The 16,438-nt window shown below is 40.4% G+C and carries 17 protein-coding genes and 2 tRNA genes; 6 read left to right on the top strand and 13 right to left on the bottom strand.

The window, feature by feature from the left end:
- Positions 1–7: 7 nt before the first annotated feature.
- The 8 genes from leuD to EHQ24_RS03940 all read right to left on the bottom strand — a co-directional run bounded on the left by leuD (position 8) and on the right by EHQ24_RS03940 (position 7,254).
- The gene (leuD, locus tag EHQ24_RS03905) at positions 8–634 is read right to left on the bottom strand and encodes a 3-isopropylmalate dehydratase small subunit (protein WP_135600385.1); all 627 of its coding nucleotides are present in this window, start codon (positions 632–634) and stop codon (positions 8–10) included.
- 1 nt (position 635) lies between these two features.
- The gene (leuC, locus tag EHQ24_RS03910; protein ID WP_135600386.1) at positions 636–2,030 is read right to left on the bottom strand and encodes a 3-isopropylmalate dehydratase large subunit; all 1,395 of its coding nucleotides are present in this window, start codon (positions 2,028–2,030) and stop codon (positions 636–638) included.
- Between the two features lie 77 nt (positions 2,031–2,107).
- Positions 2,108–2,896, bottom strand: a complete 789-nt coding sequence (locus EHQ24_RS03915; RefSeq protein ID WP_244310309.1) for a hypothetical protein — start codon at positions 2,894–2,896, stop codon at positions 2,108–2,110.
- A 40-nt stretch (positions 2,897–2,936) separates the two neighbouring features.
- The gene (locus EHQ24_RS03920; protein WP_135600387.1) at positions 2,937–4,394 is read right to left on the bottom strand and encodes an FHA domain-containing protein; all 1,458 of its coding nucleotides are present in this window, start codon (positions 4,392–4,394) and stop codon (positions 2,937–2,939) included.
- Positions 4,354–5,109 (bottom strand): ATP-binding cassette domain-containing protein, encoded by a 756-nt coding sequence (locus EHQ24_RS03925; RefSeq protein WP_135600388.1) that lies wholly within the window; start codon positions 5,107–5,109, stop codon positions 4,354–4,356. Before EHQ24_RS03925 ends, EHQ24_RS03920 begins: the two co-directional genes overlap by 41 nt.
- The gene (locus EHQ24_RS03930; RefSeq protein ID WP_135600389.1) at positions 5,096–5,683 is read right to left on the bottom strand and encodes a D-sedoheptulose 7-phosphate isomerase; all 588 of its coding nucleotides are present in this window, start codon (positions 5,681–5,683) and stop codon (positions 5,096–5,098) included. The genes EHQ24_RS03925 and EHQ24_RS03930 overlap by 14 nt, the downstream gene beginning before the upstream one ends.
- Positions 5,673–6,446 carry an LBBP_01157 family protein gene (locus EHQ24_RS03935; RefSeq protein ID WP_135600390.1) on the bottom strand — a complete coding sequence of 258 codons (774 nt, stop codon included), beginning with the start codon at positions 6,444–6,446 and terminating at the stop codon, positions 5,673–5,675. The genes EHQ24_RS03930 and EHQ24_RS03935 overlap by 11 nt, the downstream gene beginning before the upstream one ends.
- On the bottom strand, positions 6,433–7,254 hold the full coding sequence (locus EHQ24_RS03940; protein WP_135600391.1) for a glycosyltransferase family 2 protein: 822 nt from the start codon (positions 7,252–7,254) through the stop codon (positions 6,433–6,435). Before EHQ24_RS03940 ends, EHQ24_RS03935 begins: the two co-directional genes overlap by 14 nt.
- Before the next feature lie 30 nt (positions 7,255–7,284).
- Here EHQ24_RS03940 and EHQ24_RS03945 point away from each other — a divergent pair, with 30 nt between their 5' ends.
- Positions 7,285–9,171 carry an O-antigen ligase family protein gene (locus EHQ24_RS03945; protein WP_135600392.1) on the top strand — a complete coding sequence of 629 codons (1,887 nt, stop codon included), beginning with the start codon at positions 7,285–7,287 and terminating at the stop codon, positions 9,169–9,171.
- Positions 9,172–9,744: 573 nt separating this feature from the next.
- Here the strand turns inward: EHQ24_RS03945 and EHQ24_RS03950 are convergent.
- Positions 9,745–9,828: transfer RNA gene (locus tag EHQ24_RS03950), tRNA-Leu, on the bottom strand.
- A gap of 14 nt (positions 9,829–9,842) precedes the next feature.
- A tRNA-Cys gene (locus tag EHQ24_RS03955) sits at positions 9,843–9,913 on the bottom strand.
- A gap of 132 nt (positions 9,914–10,045) precedes the next feature.
- On the opposite strand from EHQ24_RS03955, the gene EHQ24_RS03960 reads away from it, so the two are divergent.
- On the top strand, positions 10,046–10,456 hold the full coding sequence (locus tag EHQ24_RS03960) for an LIMLP_04285 family protein (protein WP_135600393.1): 411 nt from the start codon (positions 10,046–10,048) through the stop codon (positions 10,454–10,456).
- Between the two features lie 46 nt (positions 10,457–10,502).
- Here the strand turns inward: EHQ24_RS03960 and guaA are convergent, their stop codons facing one another.
- Positions 10,503–12,302 carry a glutamine-hydrolyzing GMP synthase gene (gene guaA / locus EHQ24_RS03965; RefSeq protein WP_135600394.1) on the bottom strand — a complete coding sequence of 600 codons (1,800 nt, stop codon included), beginning with the start codon at positions 12,300–12,302 and terminating at the stop codon, positions 10,503–10,505.
- 42 nt (positions 12,303–12,344) lie between these two features.
- Here guaA and queF point away from each other — a divergent pair, with 42 nt between their 5' ends.
- The 3 genes from queF to EHQ24_RS03980 are packed head-to-tail and all read left to right on the top strand — an operon-like array spanning position 12,345 to position 13,216.
- Complete coding sequence (gene queF, locus EHQ24_RS03970) at positions 12,345–12,746, top strand: preQ(1) synthase (protein WP_135600395.1); 402 nt, start codon at positions 12,345–12,347, stop codon at positions 12,744–12,746.
- A complete protein-coding gene (locus EHQ24_RS03975) occupies positions 12,747–13,001 on the top strand; it encodes a SemiSWEET transporter (RefSeq protein WP_135600396.1) in 255 nt (84 codons plus the stop codon).
- Positions 12,998–13,216 (top strand): ferredoxin, encoded by a 219-nt coding sequence (locus tag EHQ24_RS03980; protein WP_135600397.1) that lies wholly within the window; start codon positions 12,998–13,000, stop codon positions 13,214–13,216. Before EHQ24_RS03975 ends, EHQ24_RS03980 begins: the two co-directional genes overlap by 4 nt.
- Positions 13,217–13,225: 9 nt before the next feature.
- Here EHQ24_RS03980 and EHQ24_RS03985 read toward each other — a convergent pair whose 3' ends face one another.
- Positions 13,226–14,110, bottom strand: a complete 885-nt coding sequence (locus EHQ24_RS03985) for a LysR family transcriptional regulator (RefSeq protein WP_135600398.1) — start codon at positions 14,108–14,110, stop codon at positions 13,226–13,228.
- 137 nt (positions 14,111–14,247) lie between these two features.
- Here EHQ24_RS03985 and EHQ24_RS03990 point away from each other — a divergent pair, with 137 nt between their 5' ends.
- Positions 14,248–14,916, top strand: coding sequence for a type 1 glutamine amidotransferase domain-containing protein (locus EHQ24_RS03990; RefSeq protein ID WP_135600399.1), 669 nt, complete (start codon positions 14,248–14,250; stop codon positions 14,914–14,916).
- Between the two features lie 49 nt (positions 14,917–14,965).
- Here the strand turns inward: EHQ24_RS03990 and EHQ24_RS03995 are convergent, their stop codons facing one another.
- Positions 14,966–16,339, bottom strand: a complete 1,374-nt coding sequence (locus EHQ24_RS03995; RefSeq protein ID WP_425270071.1) for an alkaline phosphatase family protein — start codon at positions 16,337–16,339, stop codon at positions 14,966–14,968.
- Positions 16,340–16,438: the final 99 nt, after the last annotated feature.

Consider the following 16,438-nt stretch of genomic DNA (forward strand, 5'->3'; position numbering starts at 1 on the left):
AGTGTGATTATACTGTTTTTGCGTACAACCAGGGAACTTCTTTTTGGTTCTTTTCCTCAAATTTTTGAATAAATTCAGCCTTTTGGAGAGTGAGTCCAATATCATCCAAACCATTCAGGAGGCAATGTTTCCGAAAACCGTCCACTTCAAATGGGTATTTTTTTCCCTCTTCAGTGATCACCACTTGGTTTTCCAAATCGATTTCCAAGTTAGCACCTGGTTTTTTATCGATGGTTTGGAAAATTTCTTCTACTTGGTTTTCTGGTAGAACAATTGGTAACATTCCATTTTTAAAACAGTTATTGTAAAAAATATCTGCATAAGAAGGAGAAATGATGGAACGAAATCCATAATCTTCTAAGGCCCAAGGAGCGTGTTCCCTTGAGGATCCACAACCAAAGTTATCTCTTGTGACAAGGATATTGGCGCCGTTGTATCTTTCTGCATTGAGAGCAAATTCTGGATTTGGTATTTTCCCAGCATCATCCAAAAATCTCCAGTCATGGAATAGATGTTGTCCAAACCCTGACCTTTCAATTTTACGAAGGAATTGTTTTGGGATGATTTGGTCTGTGTCTACGTTTGCCTTATCTAAAAGAGCAGCGATACCTTTTAACTTTGTGAATGCTTTCATTTTATTTCCACTCCCGAATGTCTACGAAATGTCCTTCGACCGCTACGGCCGCTGCCATTGCCGGTCCAACTAAATGAGTCCTTCCACCTTTTCCCTGTCTTCCTTCAAAGTTTCTGTTGGAAGTGGAGGCACAACGATCCCCCGGGGAAAGAACGTCATCGTTCATGGCAAGGCACATAGAACAACCAGGGTTACGCCATTGGAATCCGGCTTCTAAAAAGATTTTATCAAGCCCTTCCTGTTCTGCTTGTCGTTTCACACGACCAGAACCAGGCACAATGATGGCCTCTACTTCTTTGCTAACTTTTTTACCTTTGACAGTGTCCGCAACCACACGTAAGTCTTCGATCCTAGAGTTGGTGCATGATCCAATAAATACTTTATTTACTTTGACATCAGAAAGTTTCTGACCAGGTTTTAAATCCATATAAGCAAGGGCAGACTCCGCTGATTTTTTTTGGACAGGGTCTGTAAAATCAGAAGGTGCAGGCACTGCCGATGTGACAGGAATCACTTGGCCAGGAGAAGTTCCCCAAGAAACCATAGGTGCAATTTCATTTGCATTCAAAACGACTGTTTTATCAAATTTCGCGCCTGCGTCCGTTGCATACGCTTTCCACTTAGCAGCCGCTATATCAAAAGCCTCACCCTTAGGAGCAAAGTCTCTTCCTTTGATATAGTTGATAGTCGTATCATCTGGGGAAATGAGTCCGGCACGAGCACCAGCTTCAATCGCCATATTACAGATGGTCATACGACCTTCCATACTGAGAGAACGAATGGCTTCACCTGTGAATTCAATTACGTATCCAGTCGCCCCGTCTGTTCCAATTTTACCGATGATCGCAAGAACAATGTCTTTTGCTGAAACAAGGGGAGACAACTTTCCATCCACTCGGATCTCCAAAGTTTTTGGTTTCTTTTGGACTAGGGTTTGTGTTGCGAGAACATGTTCTACTTCCGAAGTTCCAATTCCAAAAGCAAGTGCTCCAAAAGCACCATGAGTGGCGGTGTGTGAATCCCCACAAACAATTGTCATACCAGGATGGGTAAGACCAAGTTCAGGTGCGACCACGTGGACAATTCCGTTGTCCGGGTGGTTGATATCAAATAATGTAATTCCGTTTTCTTTACAGTTGTCCATCAGAGTTTGCATCTGCAAAACAGAGATAGGATCTACTGATTTCCAGTCACGAGTCCTTGTGGATACGTTGTGATCCATAGTTGCAAAAGTGGCATCAGGACGTCGCACTTTTCTGTTGGTTAGTTTTAAACTTTCAAAAGCCTGTGGGCTTGTCACCTCATGAACTAGGTGTCTATCAATATAGATAAGGCAGGTTCCATCGTCCTCGTGAACCAAATGGTCATTCCAAATCTTTTCAAACATGGTTTTCATAACTAGACTCCCTCACTTCCAGTCATAACTCGGACACGGGGTAGTCTGTCCAGGGAATTTGGAAAAATAGAGAAGTTCTAAGGGGTCTGGACTGTCGCCCCGTCTACATAGGTTCCCGATATCCCTGAACAATGTGTGGCAGCAGTCCCTGCCCCTCCCGTCAAAGGAGCGGTATAAACGCTGATGATATAACCAACACTGGACTGGGTGACCTTACAAGAACCCACGACACTCGTTTCAGTACATTTAGGCGTCTGTTTGGTTCCAGAAAGACAACTTGTAAGATACCCATAGTAGTTTTGGCAGACACCACCACCCACAGCACAAGCAAATTTAAAGGTCTTGGTGGATCCCCCGTTGAGAAGGTCAGATAGGTCAGAATCGGAAATGGTTTGTACGGGTGTTCCATCCGTTAGAACCGTGAGTGGATTTGCCTCTGCACTTTCTTTTTGGTAAAGGTAAATTAAATAACTTCCTGCCTTTGTGAAAGTAAGAACAGTTGCTGGTGAATCTACTTTAGAAAATTCCGTTCCATCCTTCGCGAGGACAGCCGAAGAAAGATCCAAGGGACAACTCGTCGAAACATAAACCGAAAGTTTCGCATAACGAGAAAGTACGACCCTTGTTCCAATTTGTGCTCCAGCAATTTGCATGACTGCATAATAGGTATCGCCGGCAAGAGCAAACGAGACTGACTGTGAACTAGTTGTGATTCCTGTATAACCCGCTTTGATTTGTGTTCCGAGTCCTGCTACAGTACATCCATCAGCCCCAGTTTCTTTAGCTAAAACGAGTGAAGTTGCTGCATCGTTTTTAGAAGTTTCTCCAGAACATCCGAGAAAGACAGAAAAAAGAAAAAAATTCATGAGTAAAAAAACTTTGAATGAGTATATCCGAAACATAACTCTACCTTCCTCGAAACGATAAGACAGTTTTTCCAATTTGGATTTCGTCCAAATTATGAAGAACTTTTGGGCGAAGTAACTTTTTGCCGTTCAAGTATACACCTGTTTCCGATACACAATCAAACAATATATACTTTCCTTTTTTGTTTTTTATCTTCGCATGAAGGCCGGCCACAGAGGGGTCATGGAGAACTAAATGATTGGATTCTGACTTACCAATGGTCATTTCCTCAAATTGTAATGAATACTGCTCTGAGTTTTGATTTCCATCTCTTCGTAAGAGAACAGCGTATGAATAGGATGTACCAGCCGGAGGTGTTTTTTCCGCAATGGTAAGGGCAATTTCACGGTCACGAGCGGCCTTCTCCATTGTTTCTCCATACATCCGATCGTAAACTTGGAGTTCCTCTTTTCGATCAAAAGATTCAAGCGAGGAAGGCGGAGTCGTTAAAATTCCCTGTTCCCTTTCTTCATAGCCACGTAAATAATACAATGCCGCCAAACAAAGAAAAATGAAAAATAAACTGACAGGGAAAAAGAATAAGGGATCAGAAAGTTTCAAATAGACAGATTTGAAAAAAGATAGTTCATACCGAAATTCAAATCGTATCCCTTGGTCTACCGAAACCAAACTTCCCGCCACAGAATTTGTTTTCCACTGCGACAAATTCCAAGGAGAAAAATATACTAACTCATAATCTGGATTTCCCAAAAGACGCAAATAGGAAAAAAGTTCCGAATAACTATCTGACTTAGTTATGGGATAATGGTTTCCATTCGCATAACTTGCTAACTTTGTTGCTTCTAAGGAACTAGGTGCAAGAACAATGAGTTGCAGATTTTTCTCTCGAATTCTTTTCGCAAGTTCCGGGATCTCAAATCGATCCTGCCATTCAGGAGAAAAACTAACGAATATTAGAATATGGTCTTCAGTGGATGTATTTTTAGGAATCCCTTCTAAAAAATTTTCCCAGTTTCGAATGGGATACACTGGAGCCGGTTCCTTGGGAAAAGGAAAAGAAATATCTAAAACATTCGAACGAATCCTTTCAAAGGAATGTTTGTTTGTATCTGATTGAATTTGTAATTTTGAAGTCCCACCAGTTTGTTCCGAAATTTTGACCAACTGGTTTGCCAATTGGATGATCCAACGTCTGTCTTCAGCATTGGTATAACTGGGAATGGATATGTATAAGTGGACAGGATTTTTTGATTCCAGAGGATCCAAGCGATACGACTCAGTAAGTCTCACCACAGAACTTAGTTCTTCAGAAAGAATAAATCCTTGGGGACCAACAATTGTGTTGGAATGGAATCGAACTTTGACTTCGGGATAAGCACGAACGTCTATGGATCGGAGTTTGAATCCTGGTTCCGCAGAAAGGTAAACAGGTAAAAATAGAAAGAGGAAAATCCCGTTACGAAAAGAGGAGAGAAGCTTCCTTAAGTTGTTTTCCATATTCTGTTTTTGGCTCCAGGTTTTGGTTTAGAACCGAAATGGTTTCTATGACTTCCCCTTGTTTCATTATCGTAACTTGGGAGGCCAGACTTTCGACGATCCGAAGCTCGTGTGTGATAAAAACAACTGACATCCCCATTTTTGCAAGATTTTGGATGGTTTCCAAGACAATTTTTTCGGAAAAGGCATCAAGGCCAGTGGTGGGTTCATCCAAAATCAAAATTTCAGGAGTTCTTAAAAATGCGAGAGAAAGTAGAATCCTCTGTTTTTCTCCGCCGGAAAGGGTTCTTGCATATTCCTTCCAATGAGCTCTGGGAATGGACAATTGATCCCAGGTAGAAAGTAAAGATTCATAGGGAACCTTGTTTAACCCCGAAAGTTTGAAAAAATCTTTGATTTGTGCTTCTATGGTGCGGAAAGGATGGAAGGCAGTATTCGGATTCTGCGGAACCATAAACAGCCGAGAACGGTAGGATTTCGAAAGGACATCTTCGCCTAACACGAAAAAGGAATCGTATTGAAGCCTGCAACCTTGAGGGATCATTCCAAACAGAGAAAATCCCAGAGTGGATTTTCCTGATCCTGATTCTCCAATGATCCCGTAAATGATTCCTCTCGGAATTTCTAAAGAAATTCCCTTCCAAATCTTTTGCCCATCCTTTGTTTCGATGGTTGCATTTTTGATTTGGACAACAGGAAACTCAGTCGAGCCCAAAGAGTTCCTTTTCAATGATGCTACAAAGAATGTGACCTATAAGGATATGACATTCTTGGATTCTCGCTGTGACTTTCGAAGGGACAATGATTTCCACGTCTCCCTTACCCTTTAGTTTTCCACCGTCTCCACCCAAAAACAAAACCACCTTCATTCCAATTTTTCGAGCTTCTTCTACCGCCAAAATGATGTTTTGCGAATTCCCTGAAGTGGTGAGTCCTACAAACACATCTGTCGGTTTTCCAAAAGCTTGCACCTGTCTTTGGAATACATATTCGTATCCATAATCATTAGAACAAGCGGTAAGGACAGCCTGGTCACTATTGAGTGCCAATGCAGGGATGGCTTTTCTTTCATTCCCAGATTTGTAACGAACCACAAGTTCGGCTGCGATATGGGAAGCATCACAACTGGAACCCCCGTTCCCACAAAAATACAAAAGTCCATTTTGTTTGAGTGATTCAACTAGAAGTTTCCCAGCACTTTCAATCGATGGCAGAAGAACAGGAAGTAACTGTTGTTTTACGGCAATCGAATCTTCGATTTGTGTTTGGATGAGTGATTTATGATCCATGATTTTGTTCCTTATCTCTTCTTTCTTTGATGGTATTCACAGCATTTCCGAATTCAACCAGTGCCGAACCGAAACCAAATAAATTTTTTGCTTTTGAATACGGGTTATTTTGATCCGTCAGACCAAGATTCAGATAAAATAATTCATCTCTTACCAATTTCTTTTGCCTATCGGTTGCTACAGATTCAAAAAAAATCCGGCACTCTTCCCCAATAGCAAGCATCGCCAGTGCCATCGAGTTTGGTTTCATTTGTAGAACCAATTGTTCTTTCCAAAATCGTTCCCAAGTTAAAACAATCCTCCAATCTTCTTTAGGAGCATTGGTATCTAAAAATAAATCTGTTTTGGGAATTGCAAGGCTAGAGAGAAGTCCATCCAAACTAGAAATATCTTTAGTGAGATTTTTATTTAAATCCCCTTCATCGACAAAAAGAACCCCTGACCATTTATCTTCTTTATTTTTATACAGATGGTTTCCTGTAACTAAAATCAAAGAATAATCTAAACCTTCAACACGAAACAATTTCTCGTTTGTTTTGGTTAAGCGAAACTTCGGTGATTCGAAAACTACCCCTGAACTCACTTGTTTTGTGCGTAGTTTTTTTTTCCAGTTGTCAATGGCTACGGCCCATTCCATAGCGAATGTTTTTGGTTCTTTTTTTCTTTTTGCGGAATCCAAATCTTCTGTTTTCCCGTTCGAAAGGAAAAGATTTAAGAACCTAGAGAAAAATCCGGGTTTGGATGGTTGTTTAGTTTTTGCCATATTCTTTTCTGATATTGGACGGCCTTTCTATCTGCTTTCTATCTAATTCATATAATTTAGCATATTTCAAAAAGGTGGAAAAGGAGGAGGCAGTCGCAATCCAAAGTCCAGGGATTCCATCCAGAAACCCAAATTTAAAAATATAAATTTCTAAAAATTTCCCAAATGGTTTGAAAATTGTTTTGAAAAGAGAGAATCTTTCTCCTTTCGCATAACGTGTATAAGCAACAATACTTGAGAATTGGTTGATGGTAGTGATTTGGTGACTAAAATCTGTAAAACTATAATGAAGGATATCTCCCTTCATCACTTTTCCTATGGATCCAGATTTTAATTCAATATAATCGTGGGGATTTTCTCCGACCCAAGTGGCAGCATTTTTTTGGAACAAACGAAAGCGGCGCAAAGGATACCAACCACTATAACGAATCCATCTTCCCAAATGATAAGTAAGCCTTGCTATTTTATATCCATCGGCATGAACCTGATCGGAATCTAAAAATGATTGGATAGAATGAACCAAAGTTTCGTTTGCACGTTCATCGGCATCTAGTGACAAAATCCAATCATGAGAACATAAACCAATGGCTTTGTTTTTTTGTTCCACATGTCCCGGAAATGGGGACTCATAAAATTTGACTTTGGAAAAGGAAGTGGCAATTTCTTTTGTTCGGTCTGTACTTAAGGAATCTAAAACAATGATTTCATCGGCAACGGGCTCTACGGATCGAATACAATCCCCGATATTTTTTTCTTCGTTGAAGGTGATGATGGCCACCGACAAATTTCTTTTTCTCTTGCCTTCCATAGGAGTTAAAACCTATTCTTTTAACCAAATATGATTGGGAAAGAAACATTTCATAAGATTTCCGTTGTTTTTCTATACCTTTTTTTTGTTCTTTCTCCCGTATCCATTAGCCTCTGCCAAATTTTTGCCGGTGCGTCCCTGTTCTTTTTGTTTTTGGACTACATTCAAAAAAAGAAATTTCCGAAGTTTGAATCCCAAATCCTTTTTTGGATTTTACTCTACCTGAGTTTTCTTTTCACCCCCATCCTTAATTTTGAGGAAACAAACTGGAAAAAAGTAATACTAAAATCGGAATTTGGGGACGTATGGATGGCCTTTTTATTATTACACCATTCAAACTTATCTCGCATTGAAAAAACAAAATTAAAACAAGCAGTGCTTTTGGGAGCGGTTTTTCTAGTTTTATCCGGACTTGTTTCATTACTTTCGCCTTACAGGCTTGCTCCTTTTGTGATGGATGGATTTCAGTATATAGAAGGTAGACGCCTTCCCCATTTACTTGTGTTTATTTTGCAAAAACTTCCTCTCTATTTACCCATTGGTTTTCAAAGTACTCATCTCACTTACGGCGGATTACTTGCCATCTACCTTCCTTCTCTTTTCGAAAGAACCATTCGCATGTTCCCAATCACAAAAAAAGGAAGGTTTTCTAGATTCTATACGTGCTCTCTTTTTACATGCAGTTTGGTTGGTTTCCTTTTACTTTTCCTCAACCAAAGCCGATCCATTTGGTTTGGGTTATTATTCGGTTTGGTTCTACTCTCTCTCCGAAAAAAAATTTCAATTAAGAAATACCTTCCTTGGTTTGGGTTTGGTCTTATTGGTTTTGTTTTCCTTTGTTTTTTACTCTACCAAAACAATTGGTTATTCCAAAGAGCTATAGACGATTTATTCGCTAAACGATCGTTAGAGAACCAAAGGGTGTGGATTCATAAAATGAATTTTGCAATCCTTAAGGATTTTTATTTTTTAGGAATTGGTTCAGGAAATTATCCCACAGAGTTTGTCGCAAATGCCAAGGAACTAGTTAGAGAAATTCCTGAATTGTATTATGATTTATCCATCACACCTAAGTCTCACGCTCATTTTGATTTTTTGGAATTTTGGATCTTGGGTGGGGTTTTCGGAGGAATTTCTTTTTTTAGTTTTTTGTATCTGATTACAAAAAATATTTTGGAAGTTCCTAAACATAACCTCTTTTATTTAGGTTTTTACGCGATTGTTTTTGCAGGTAGTTTCCAATGTTTTTTGTTAGATGATGAAGTCCTTTTGCCTTTCCTTGGGATTTTATGTTTATTACCAAACACTAATTTTCAGAAAAATGGGTTGGAAGAAATACCCGAAAAAAAACTTCAATATAAGATCTTTGGAATCCTTCTATTTTGGATTTTCATTTCCAGTATGGGTGCTCTGTATTTATCTAAAACTCCCGCAAATGACTTATTCATCCACAGAGCTCGCACTGAACACAACTTCCCCGCAACCTTAGCGCAAAGCTCTATCAATGCCAGAGGTCCGGTAGCCCTTCCTTGGGAAACAAAGGAGATGTATTTCAAACTTGCAGGTTGTTTGGACAAGAACATAAACTTTGACCAAGATGCAGAATTACGGCAAATTCCCATTCAGTTTCAGATCCATTGGGAAGATTTATCCACTGGAAACCTACCTGCATCCTTAGAATTAGAAATTCGTAAACGCGAAAGTTTTGACCAAGACAAAGAATACAAAGTACATGCAGAACGAATTGTAAAAAAAGAAAGTTTTAAAAATCCAAAACAAATTCAAAGAGTGATCGTCCACCCGAAAGACTATCTGACTGAGGGAACAGAGTTTATTGATTTTGGGTTTAGGTATGTTTGGACGGGGGAAAGACCCTACTTGCCTCGAATTGAAATTTCAGGGAATTGTGTAGAGTAAGAGATGTTGATTTTAGTTTTGTTTGATTAGGAATGTTCGCGGGAATCGCTTCAAACTTCGGCCATCCTGGCCTTTCGATCTCAGCCCGTCTTGCTCGTCACCTCAGGCCTCCTGCCTTCGGAAAAAACGCTTACGCTCCTTCCACCCTTGGCCTTCCTCGCCTCCGGCTTCTATAAAGCTTGCGCTGGGTCTTAAGAGATGTTGATTTTAGTTTTGTTTGATTAGGAATGTTCGCGGGAATCGCTTCAAACTTCGGCCATCCTGGCCTTTCGATCTCAGCCCGTCTTGCTCGTCACCTCAGGCCTCCTGCCTTCGGAAAAAACGTTTACGCTCCTTCCACCCTTGGCCTTCCTCGCCTCCGGCTTCTATAAAGCTTGCGCTGGGTCTTAAGAGATGTTGATTTTAGTTTTGTTTGATTAGGAATGTTCGCGGGAATCGCTTCAAACTTCGGCCATCCTGGCCTTTCGTTTTCAGCCCGTCTTGCTCGTCACCTCAGGCCTCCTGCCTTCGGAAAAAACGCTTACGCTCCCTATGGGTCGCTACGTTTTTTTTGACTCGCAATCGTTCGATTTATACCTGGAGCGGGAATCGAACCCGCACGGGATTACTCCCACAGGATTTTAAGTCCTGTGTGTCTACCAATTCCACCATCCAGGCGAATTTTCAGTGATAGGCGTCGGCCGGATTCGAACCGGCGGTCAAGCTTTTGCAGAGCCATGCCTTACCACTTGGCCACGACGCCAATCGTGACTTTGGATAGGCTAAAATAGGAAGGCTAGGTGTCAAATGGAAACTGAATTCACTTTTCATCGGATTGTAACATTTCTCCAGAAAATCAAATTGCCTAAGCTTTCAAAGAGGATGGGCTGTAAATATGAACCGAATGACCCTTCTCACTATATCAATTTTAGCAATTCTCACACAAAATTCTTATGCGGATACGGTGACAATAAAGGCAACAAAAGAGGTAATGGAAAATGTAAAAACTTCCTCACCGACTGCCAATTATGTTTTAGTTGAATCAAAAGACGGCACCAAACAAGCGTTTAAGAAAGCCGCTGTCAATGTAGTTTCTCTTCCTGTGGTTTGGGAAGAAACTAAGGAAGAAAAACCAGGAGTTTTTGCGTCGCTTTTTGCTTCCAATGGAACCAAAGAAACACCAAAGACAGAATCCACAAATCCGGAAGAACCAAAAGAAAACCCCGAAAACCAAAGTTTTTTCAAAAGAAAGTTACCGGAATTGGCAATTGGCGGAATGGTTATTCTCTGGCTTCTTCTCCCATAAAAAATCTTCAGTAGTATTTTGATTTCATCAAAATACTACTTTGACCTCACTCCCACTCGATCGTTCCCGGTGGTTTGTGAGTGAGGTCATACAATACCAAAGAAATTTGAGGCAAACCTAATAACTCTTTGGTGATTCTTTCCAAAATCTTTCTGTCCATTGCATAAAAATTAGCAGTCATGGCTTCGGTGGATTCCACTGGCCGTAACACTACCCCATAGGAATTTGCGCGTAGGCCCACAGGAACTAAAACCACAGGCATTTGCCAGATAGATGTATGGATGCATTCTTCAAATAGGATTCGGTTCACAATAGCATCAGCTTCCCGCAAAATATCCGAATGTTCTTTGTCTAAAGTCAGTTTGGTATAATGAAAACTACCGGAAAAATTAGAAATTCCGGGTGCAAATACTACACGATTGATTTCCTTTTTGAAATTAGTGATCTCCACTGCACATTCGTCTAACTCATTCCAGTTGGTGGTAAAGTCATTTAACACCGCACAGTGGGCATAACTTCTTTGGTCACCTTGCACACCCACTGAAAGGATGGGTAAAATTTTCACTTCAGCTTTTTTACCCGAAAGAGCCAAATCAGAAAAATGAATGGAAGGTGGTTTTGATTCTGGGCTTGCAATCATTCTTACCACAAGGCCAGGTCCAGGGAAAGGATGCCTTTCAATCCAACGTTCGGGAAGGCCAAGGAGTCTTCCTAGTTCTCGCACTTCATCTTTGTACAAGTCGGCAATGGGTTCGATGATTTTCCCTTCTTGGATGAGTTTTTCAATTTGAGGGACACGGTTGTGGTGGGTTTTGATTTTATGAGAATGTTTGGTTCCCCCAGACTCAATGGTGTCTGGGTAAATGGTTCCTTGGCCAAGAAGCCAATGTTCCGAATCCAAACCAAGGGAATCGGTTGCTTTCCCTTGTGCTTCTAAAAATAAGTCTCCCACGATACGGCGTTTTTTTTCTGGTTCAAATTCCGATTCTAAATGTTTGTAAAAAATTTCACTTTCATCCCAAATGGTTAAGTCGAACCCAACTTGGTGGAGGTTGTCCATAAGATCCTTCACTTCGTTTTTACGCATAAACCCTGTATCCACAAGTAGGCCCTTCACTCGGTCTTTCCCAAGTGCTTTTGCGAGAAGTAAATAAGCAACAGAAGAATCCACTCCCCCAGACACTAGTAAAAATACATTTTTTCCTTGCGGAACTTTCTTTTGTAATTCAGCTATTTGTTCTTCTAGAAACTGCGAGATACTCCAACTGGATCCGGCATTACAAAGATTGACAAAATTACGAAGTAAAACTTCCCCTTCTTCCGAGTGAGTGACTTCTGGATGGAATTGGATCCCAAATTGTTTTTTAGACTCATTAGAAACAAACGCATAACGGCAGTTACCCGAAGAAGCAACGATTTGAAATCCGTCCGGCATCTTAACCACTTCATCACCGTGACTCATCCAAACTTTTGTCTTAGGAGAAATGGATTTAGAAAGTAAGGAATCTGGATTTTGAATTTCTAAAATAGCAGGGCCATATTCTTTTGAATTAGATGAAACAACCTCTCCACCGAGGGCCTTCATTAAAAGTTGGTGACCATAACAGATTCCGAGAATGGGAACAGAAGTTTTAAAAAATCCATCTGGCAGAAGTGGTGCACCCTTTTCGTAAACACTACTTGGGCCACCCGATAGAATGATTCCAGCATAGGACTCGTAGACAGACAAAGGTTCTTCGTTGGAGAGAATTTCCGTATAGGCTCCAAGCCTACGAATTCGGGAAGCGATGAGGTGAGCGTATTGACCGCCGAAATCGACGACTGCAATTTTTTTATCACTTTTCATGGGATGATTCCAAAATAATTTTGCAATTGTCGGGGTAAACAAATGTCGGAAAAAAAATCAGAATCTTCTTACGAGGACAAACAAGACCATATCCCGTCCTGGAAAACCCCAGAAATCGAATGGTTTGCCAATGTGTATGCCGGAAAAGAATACAATATTGAATTCACCATCCCCGAATTCACTGCGGTTTGCCCAAAAACCGGACTTCCCGACTTTGGAACCATATATATCGATTACATCCCTAGGATGCGTTGTGTTGAGTTAAAATCCCTCAAAGAATACATGATGTCCTTCCGAAATATAGGAATTTTCCATGAAAACGTTGTGAACAAAATCCTCGAAGACTTTGTTTTGGCCGTAGATCCCCTATATGTAAAAGTGGTGGGTGATTACAATGTTCGGGGTGGAGTCAAAACTGTCGTAAAACGAGAGTACAAAGCCTAAATGGAAAATCTCATCGGCTACGTTGCCGCTTTTTTAACGACAGTCTCCTTTCTCCCACAAGTATTACGAGTGGTGATGACCAAACAAACCCGAGATATCAGTCGGAATATGTACATTATGTTTTTTATTGGTGTACTTTTGTGGTTTGTGTATGGAGTTTTAAAATCCGATTTGCCCATCATTCTCGCAAACGCAGTCACTATATTTTTTGTATCCATTATTTTATATTATAAACTGAGAGAGAACGTATCATGAGAAAAGCTTATGTAGACAAAGACAATTGTACTTCTTGTAACCAATGCGCTGATAATTTACCAAAATACTTTATGATGGATGAGGATGATGTTTCCCAAACGCATATTGCAGGGGAAGCCATCAACGATGCGATGATCCCAGATGAAGACGAAAAAAAAGTGCAAAAGGAAATGGATGAATGCCCAGGGGAATGCATCCACTGGAAAAAACATTAATCTAAGCCTTTAACCATTCATCCAATGGTGAAAGGTTCGAAATTTTTCTTCTAAAAAATCGATATCCTCTTCTCGACTCACTAGATACAGTTGGTTCTCAAAACCCTGGCAATCTTTTTCATTTGTATACAATGAAGATTTTTTCCCAAGTAAATACGTAGGCAAAACCGAAACACCGCTGCCAAGTTCCAATGCCGTCTTGATATCATGAAGATTCGGTAACACCGAATACTCTTTCAATTTCGGACGAGAGTCAAAGTTTACCTTCCAGAACCTACGAACAATCGCAAAGTCTTCGCTATACACGAACCAATGTTGGTTTTCCATCCAAGTTTTGATCATTTCATTTTTGGGTTTGATTTGTCCACGAAAAGGGAAATTGTCTTTCGAACTGATGGATTTTGATGCCACAAATACAAATTTTTCCTTGTATAATCCTTCTAACAAAACTCCAGGAACACTTAACTTTTGATTGGTGATGACTAGATCGATTTCCTTTTTTTCCAAAGAATCCAAAAGTTCAGGAGGATGACCGTACAGTACATGAAAACTTTCCCCCGATGCAGAAAGTTTAGGCAAAATTTTTTCTAAAAAAATCTCCTTGGCAGAACCAATCCGGATTTTGCCTATTTTTTCTTTGGGTCGAATTGTCCCTTCCATACGTTCTAATTCTTCAATGGGGCCTGCAATCTGCACATACAAACGTTTGGCGGCATCAGTGGGAATTAAATCTCTAGATGTGCGACGAAATAAAACTTCTTTTCTATGCCTTTCCAATGATTGTAAATGTAAACTGAGTGCCGGTTGGGATAACCCAAGAATTTTCCCCGCTTTCGTTAAATTTCTCTCCCGGTAGATAAGGTAAAAACTCTGGTACAATTCGATGGGATTCATCTTGGTATAATATTATTAATAACAAGGAATAAACACCATCATATTTTTAATAATAACTTTCTCTTGTCTAAAAAAACAGATAAGGAAATATTTTCTTTATAGAGTGATTCAATAAAAGGAATCAAAGAGAGGATCCAATGAAAAAAGTATTATTTGTATTAACAAGCCACGGAGAAAAAGGAAACGCCGGTTCCACTGGTTACCATTTGGGAGAAGTAGCTCACCCATGGAAGGTCTTACACGACGCCGGTGTGGAAATGGATTTGGTAAGTCCGAAAGGGGGAGAACCTCCTGTGGATGGATTTGATTTGGAGGATGCGGCAAACCAAGAATTTTGGAACCATCCCGTATATAAAGAAAAACGAATCCATACCAAAACACCAAATGATATAAAGGCAAACGACTACTCTGCCATTTATTTTGCCGGCGGACACGGAACCATGTGGGACTTCCCTGACAACAAAGAACTCCAAGACCTAACTCGGACTATCTATGAATCAGGAGGGATTGTAGGCGCCGTTTGTCACGGACCATCGGCACTTGTCAATGTCACCCTGTCTGATGGATCGAAACTGATAGCAGGAAAACGAGTGAATGGATTTTCCAATGAAGAAGAAGAGATTGTGAAACTGGAAAGTGTGGTTCCTTTTCTTTTGGAAAACAAACTGATTGCTGCGGGCGGAAAGTATTCCAAATCAGCGCCTTGGAACTCTCATGTGGAAGTGGATTCAAGACTTGTGACAGGACAAAATCCACAGTCAGCAAAAGCAGTTGGAGAGGCCATCCTTAGTTTATTAAAAAATTAAGAATTTAGGTTTTCCTTTTGAGTCGATTCCAATCGATTCAGATTTTAGATCAGGGCTCCGTGTGCGTAGGCAGACGAGGCCCTTTGGTTTTCTTTTCTTTTAAACCTAACATATCTTTAACAATTCCAAATACATCCTTTACGGATTCAAACTTGTGTTTTTTTCCTGTTGGGTCATAAACAAAACCAATGGTATTCATCTCAGGGTTTCCATTCCAATACCCATGACCGTGGATCTTTGATTGTGATTTGGTAAATAACTCCCCTTTTCTGGTTCCACTAAAGAATAATGACTGTTTTGTGTAAAAAATTCCCAAAGCCTGCGGGTGGATTTTCTTTTGAAGGAAACCTGTATCAATTTCCCCAGGAATTGTCTTTCCCAATTCACCTAATGGCTCACTTTTAGAAGCGGAAGATGAAATCCATTCGGCTCCTGGACAAGCCTTGAGAATTTCAGAGACAATCGATTGGACTTCCGTTTCTGGTATTTGGAAACCGGAGCCTGGTAAAAGAATGGCTGTGCCACCAGAACTTTTAAAGGTTAAATTGTAGGTGCCAGCTTCATCATTGATATAACCTTTTTGTTTCAAAACCACATTCGGTGCACAAATAGAATCAGCAGAATGAAAGCCGTGATCAGAAACAATCACGATAGCCGGTCCTTTGGGAGTGAAGGCTCCTACCGATTGCAAAAAAGAAAAGATGGACTGGTCAAGTTCCGAAAGTCGTGAAAGGGCTCTTTCTGATCCTGGGCCAAATCCATGGTGGTTGGTATCCAAATCCGTAGTGTAAACCAACATCAGATCCGGTTTTTTATTTTGAAAGAGCCAAGTGGCTGTTTTTAATTTCACTTCATCTTTTGAGACGTCGTTTAACGGAGATCCTACGGCAAGTTCTGCTTCTTTATGAAGATCCTTTGTGGAAAGCACTCGAAGGAGTTTGTCATCCTCTGGGATTTTTTTTCTCCAGTATTGGGGAAGGTTCCAATCAATCCCAGCACCCACAGTGACAGGCCAAAATACATTCGCAGTGGTTTTGTGATTCTCTTTTGCTAAATCCCAAAGTGTGGGACTTGAGATATCTTCCGCATACCACATCCATCCCCCATCATTTTTTTCAAAAGGATCGGACAAGGTATTGTTGTAGATTCCATGTTCTGCAGGATCTTTTCCCGTCACCATAGAGGTATGTGCTGGATAAGTAACCGAAGGATTGATGGTTGCAATTTCGGAAACTCCGTATTTCTGAAAGAGTTCGCTTAGGTGGGGGAAATAAGAATGGTATTTGGGATCTGACCAGTAGTAAGCTGGAAACCCATCAATAGACAAAACAATCGTTTGGCGAATCTTTGCAGACTTTCCAGTATGTTTTTCCAATGTTTTTTTAGGTTTCGCATCTATGGAAAAAACACCGAAAAGGACCATCAAAATCCCAAAGGCTGAAACCAAACGAACATGCATTTCCAAGGATAAAAATACCTGAGAGACAATTTCTAAAGAGAATGAAATTGGATGCAAAAGCCT

The sequence above is a fragment of the Leptospira noumeaensis genome, from assembly GCF_004770765.1.
Classification (GTDB): Bacteria; Spirochaetota; Leptospiria; order Leptospirales; family Leptospiraceae; genus Leptospira_A; species Leptospira_A noumeaensis.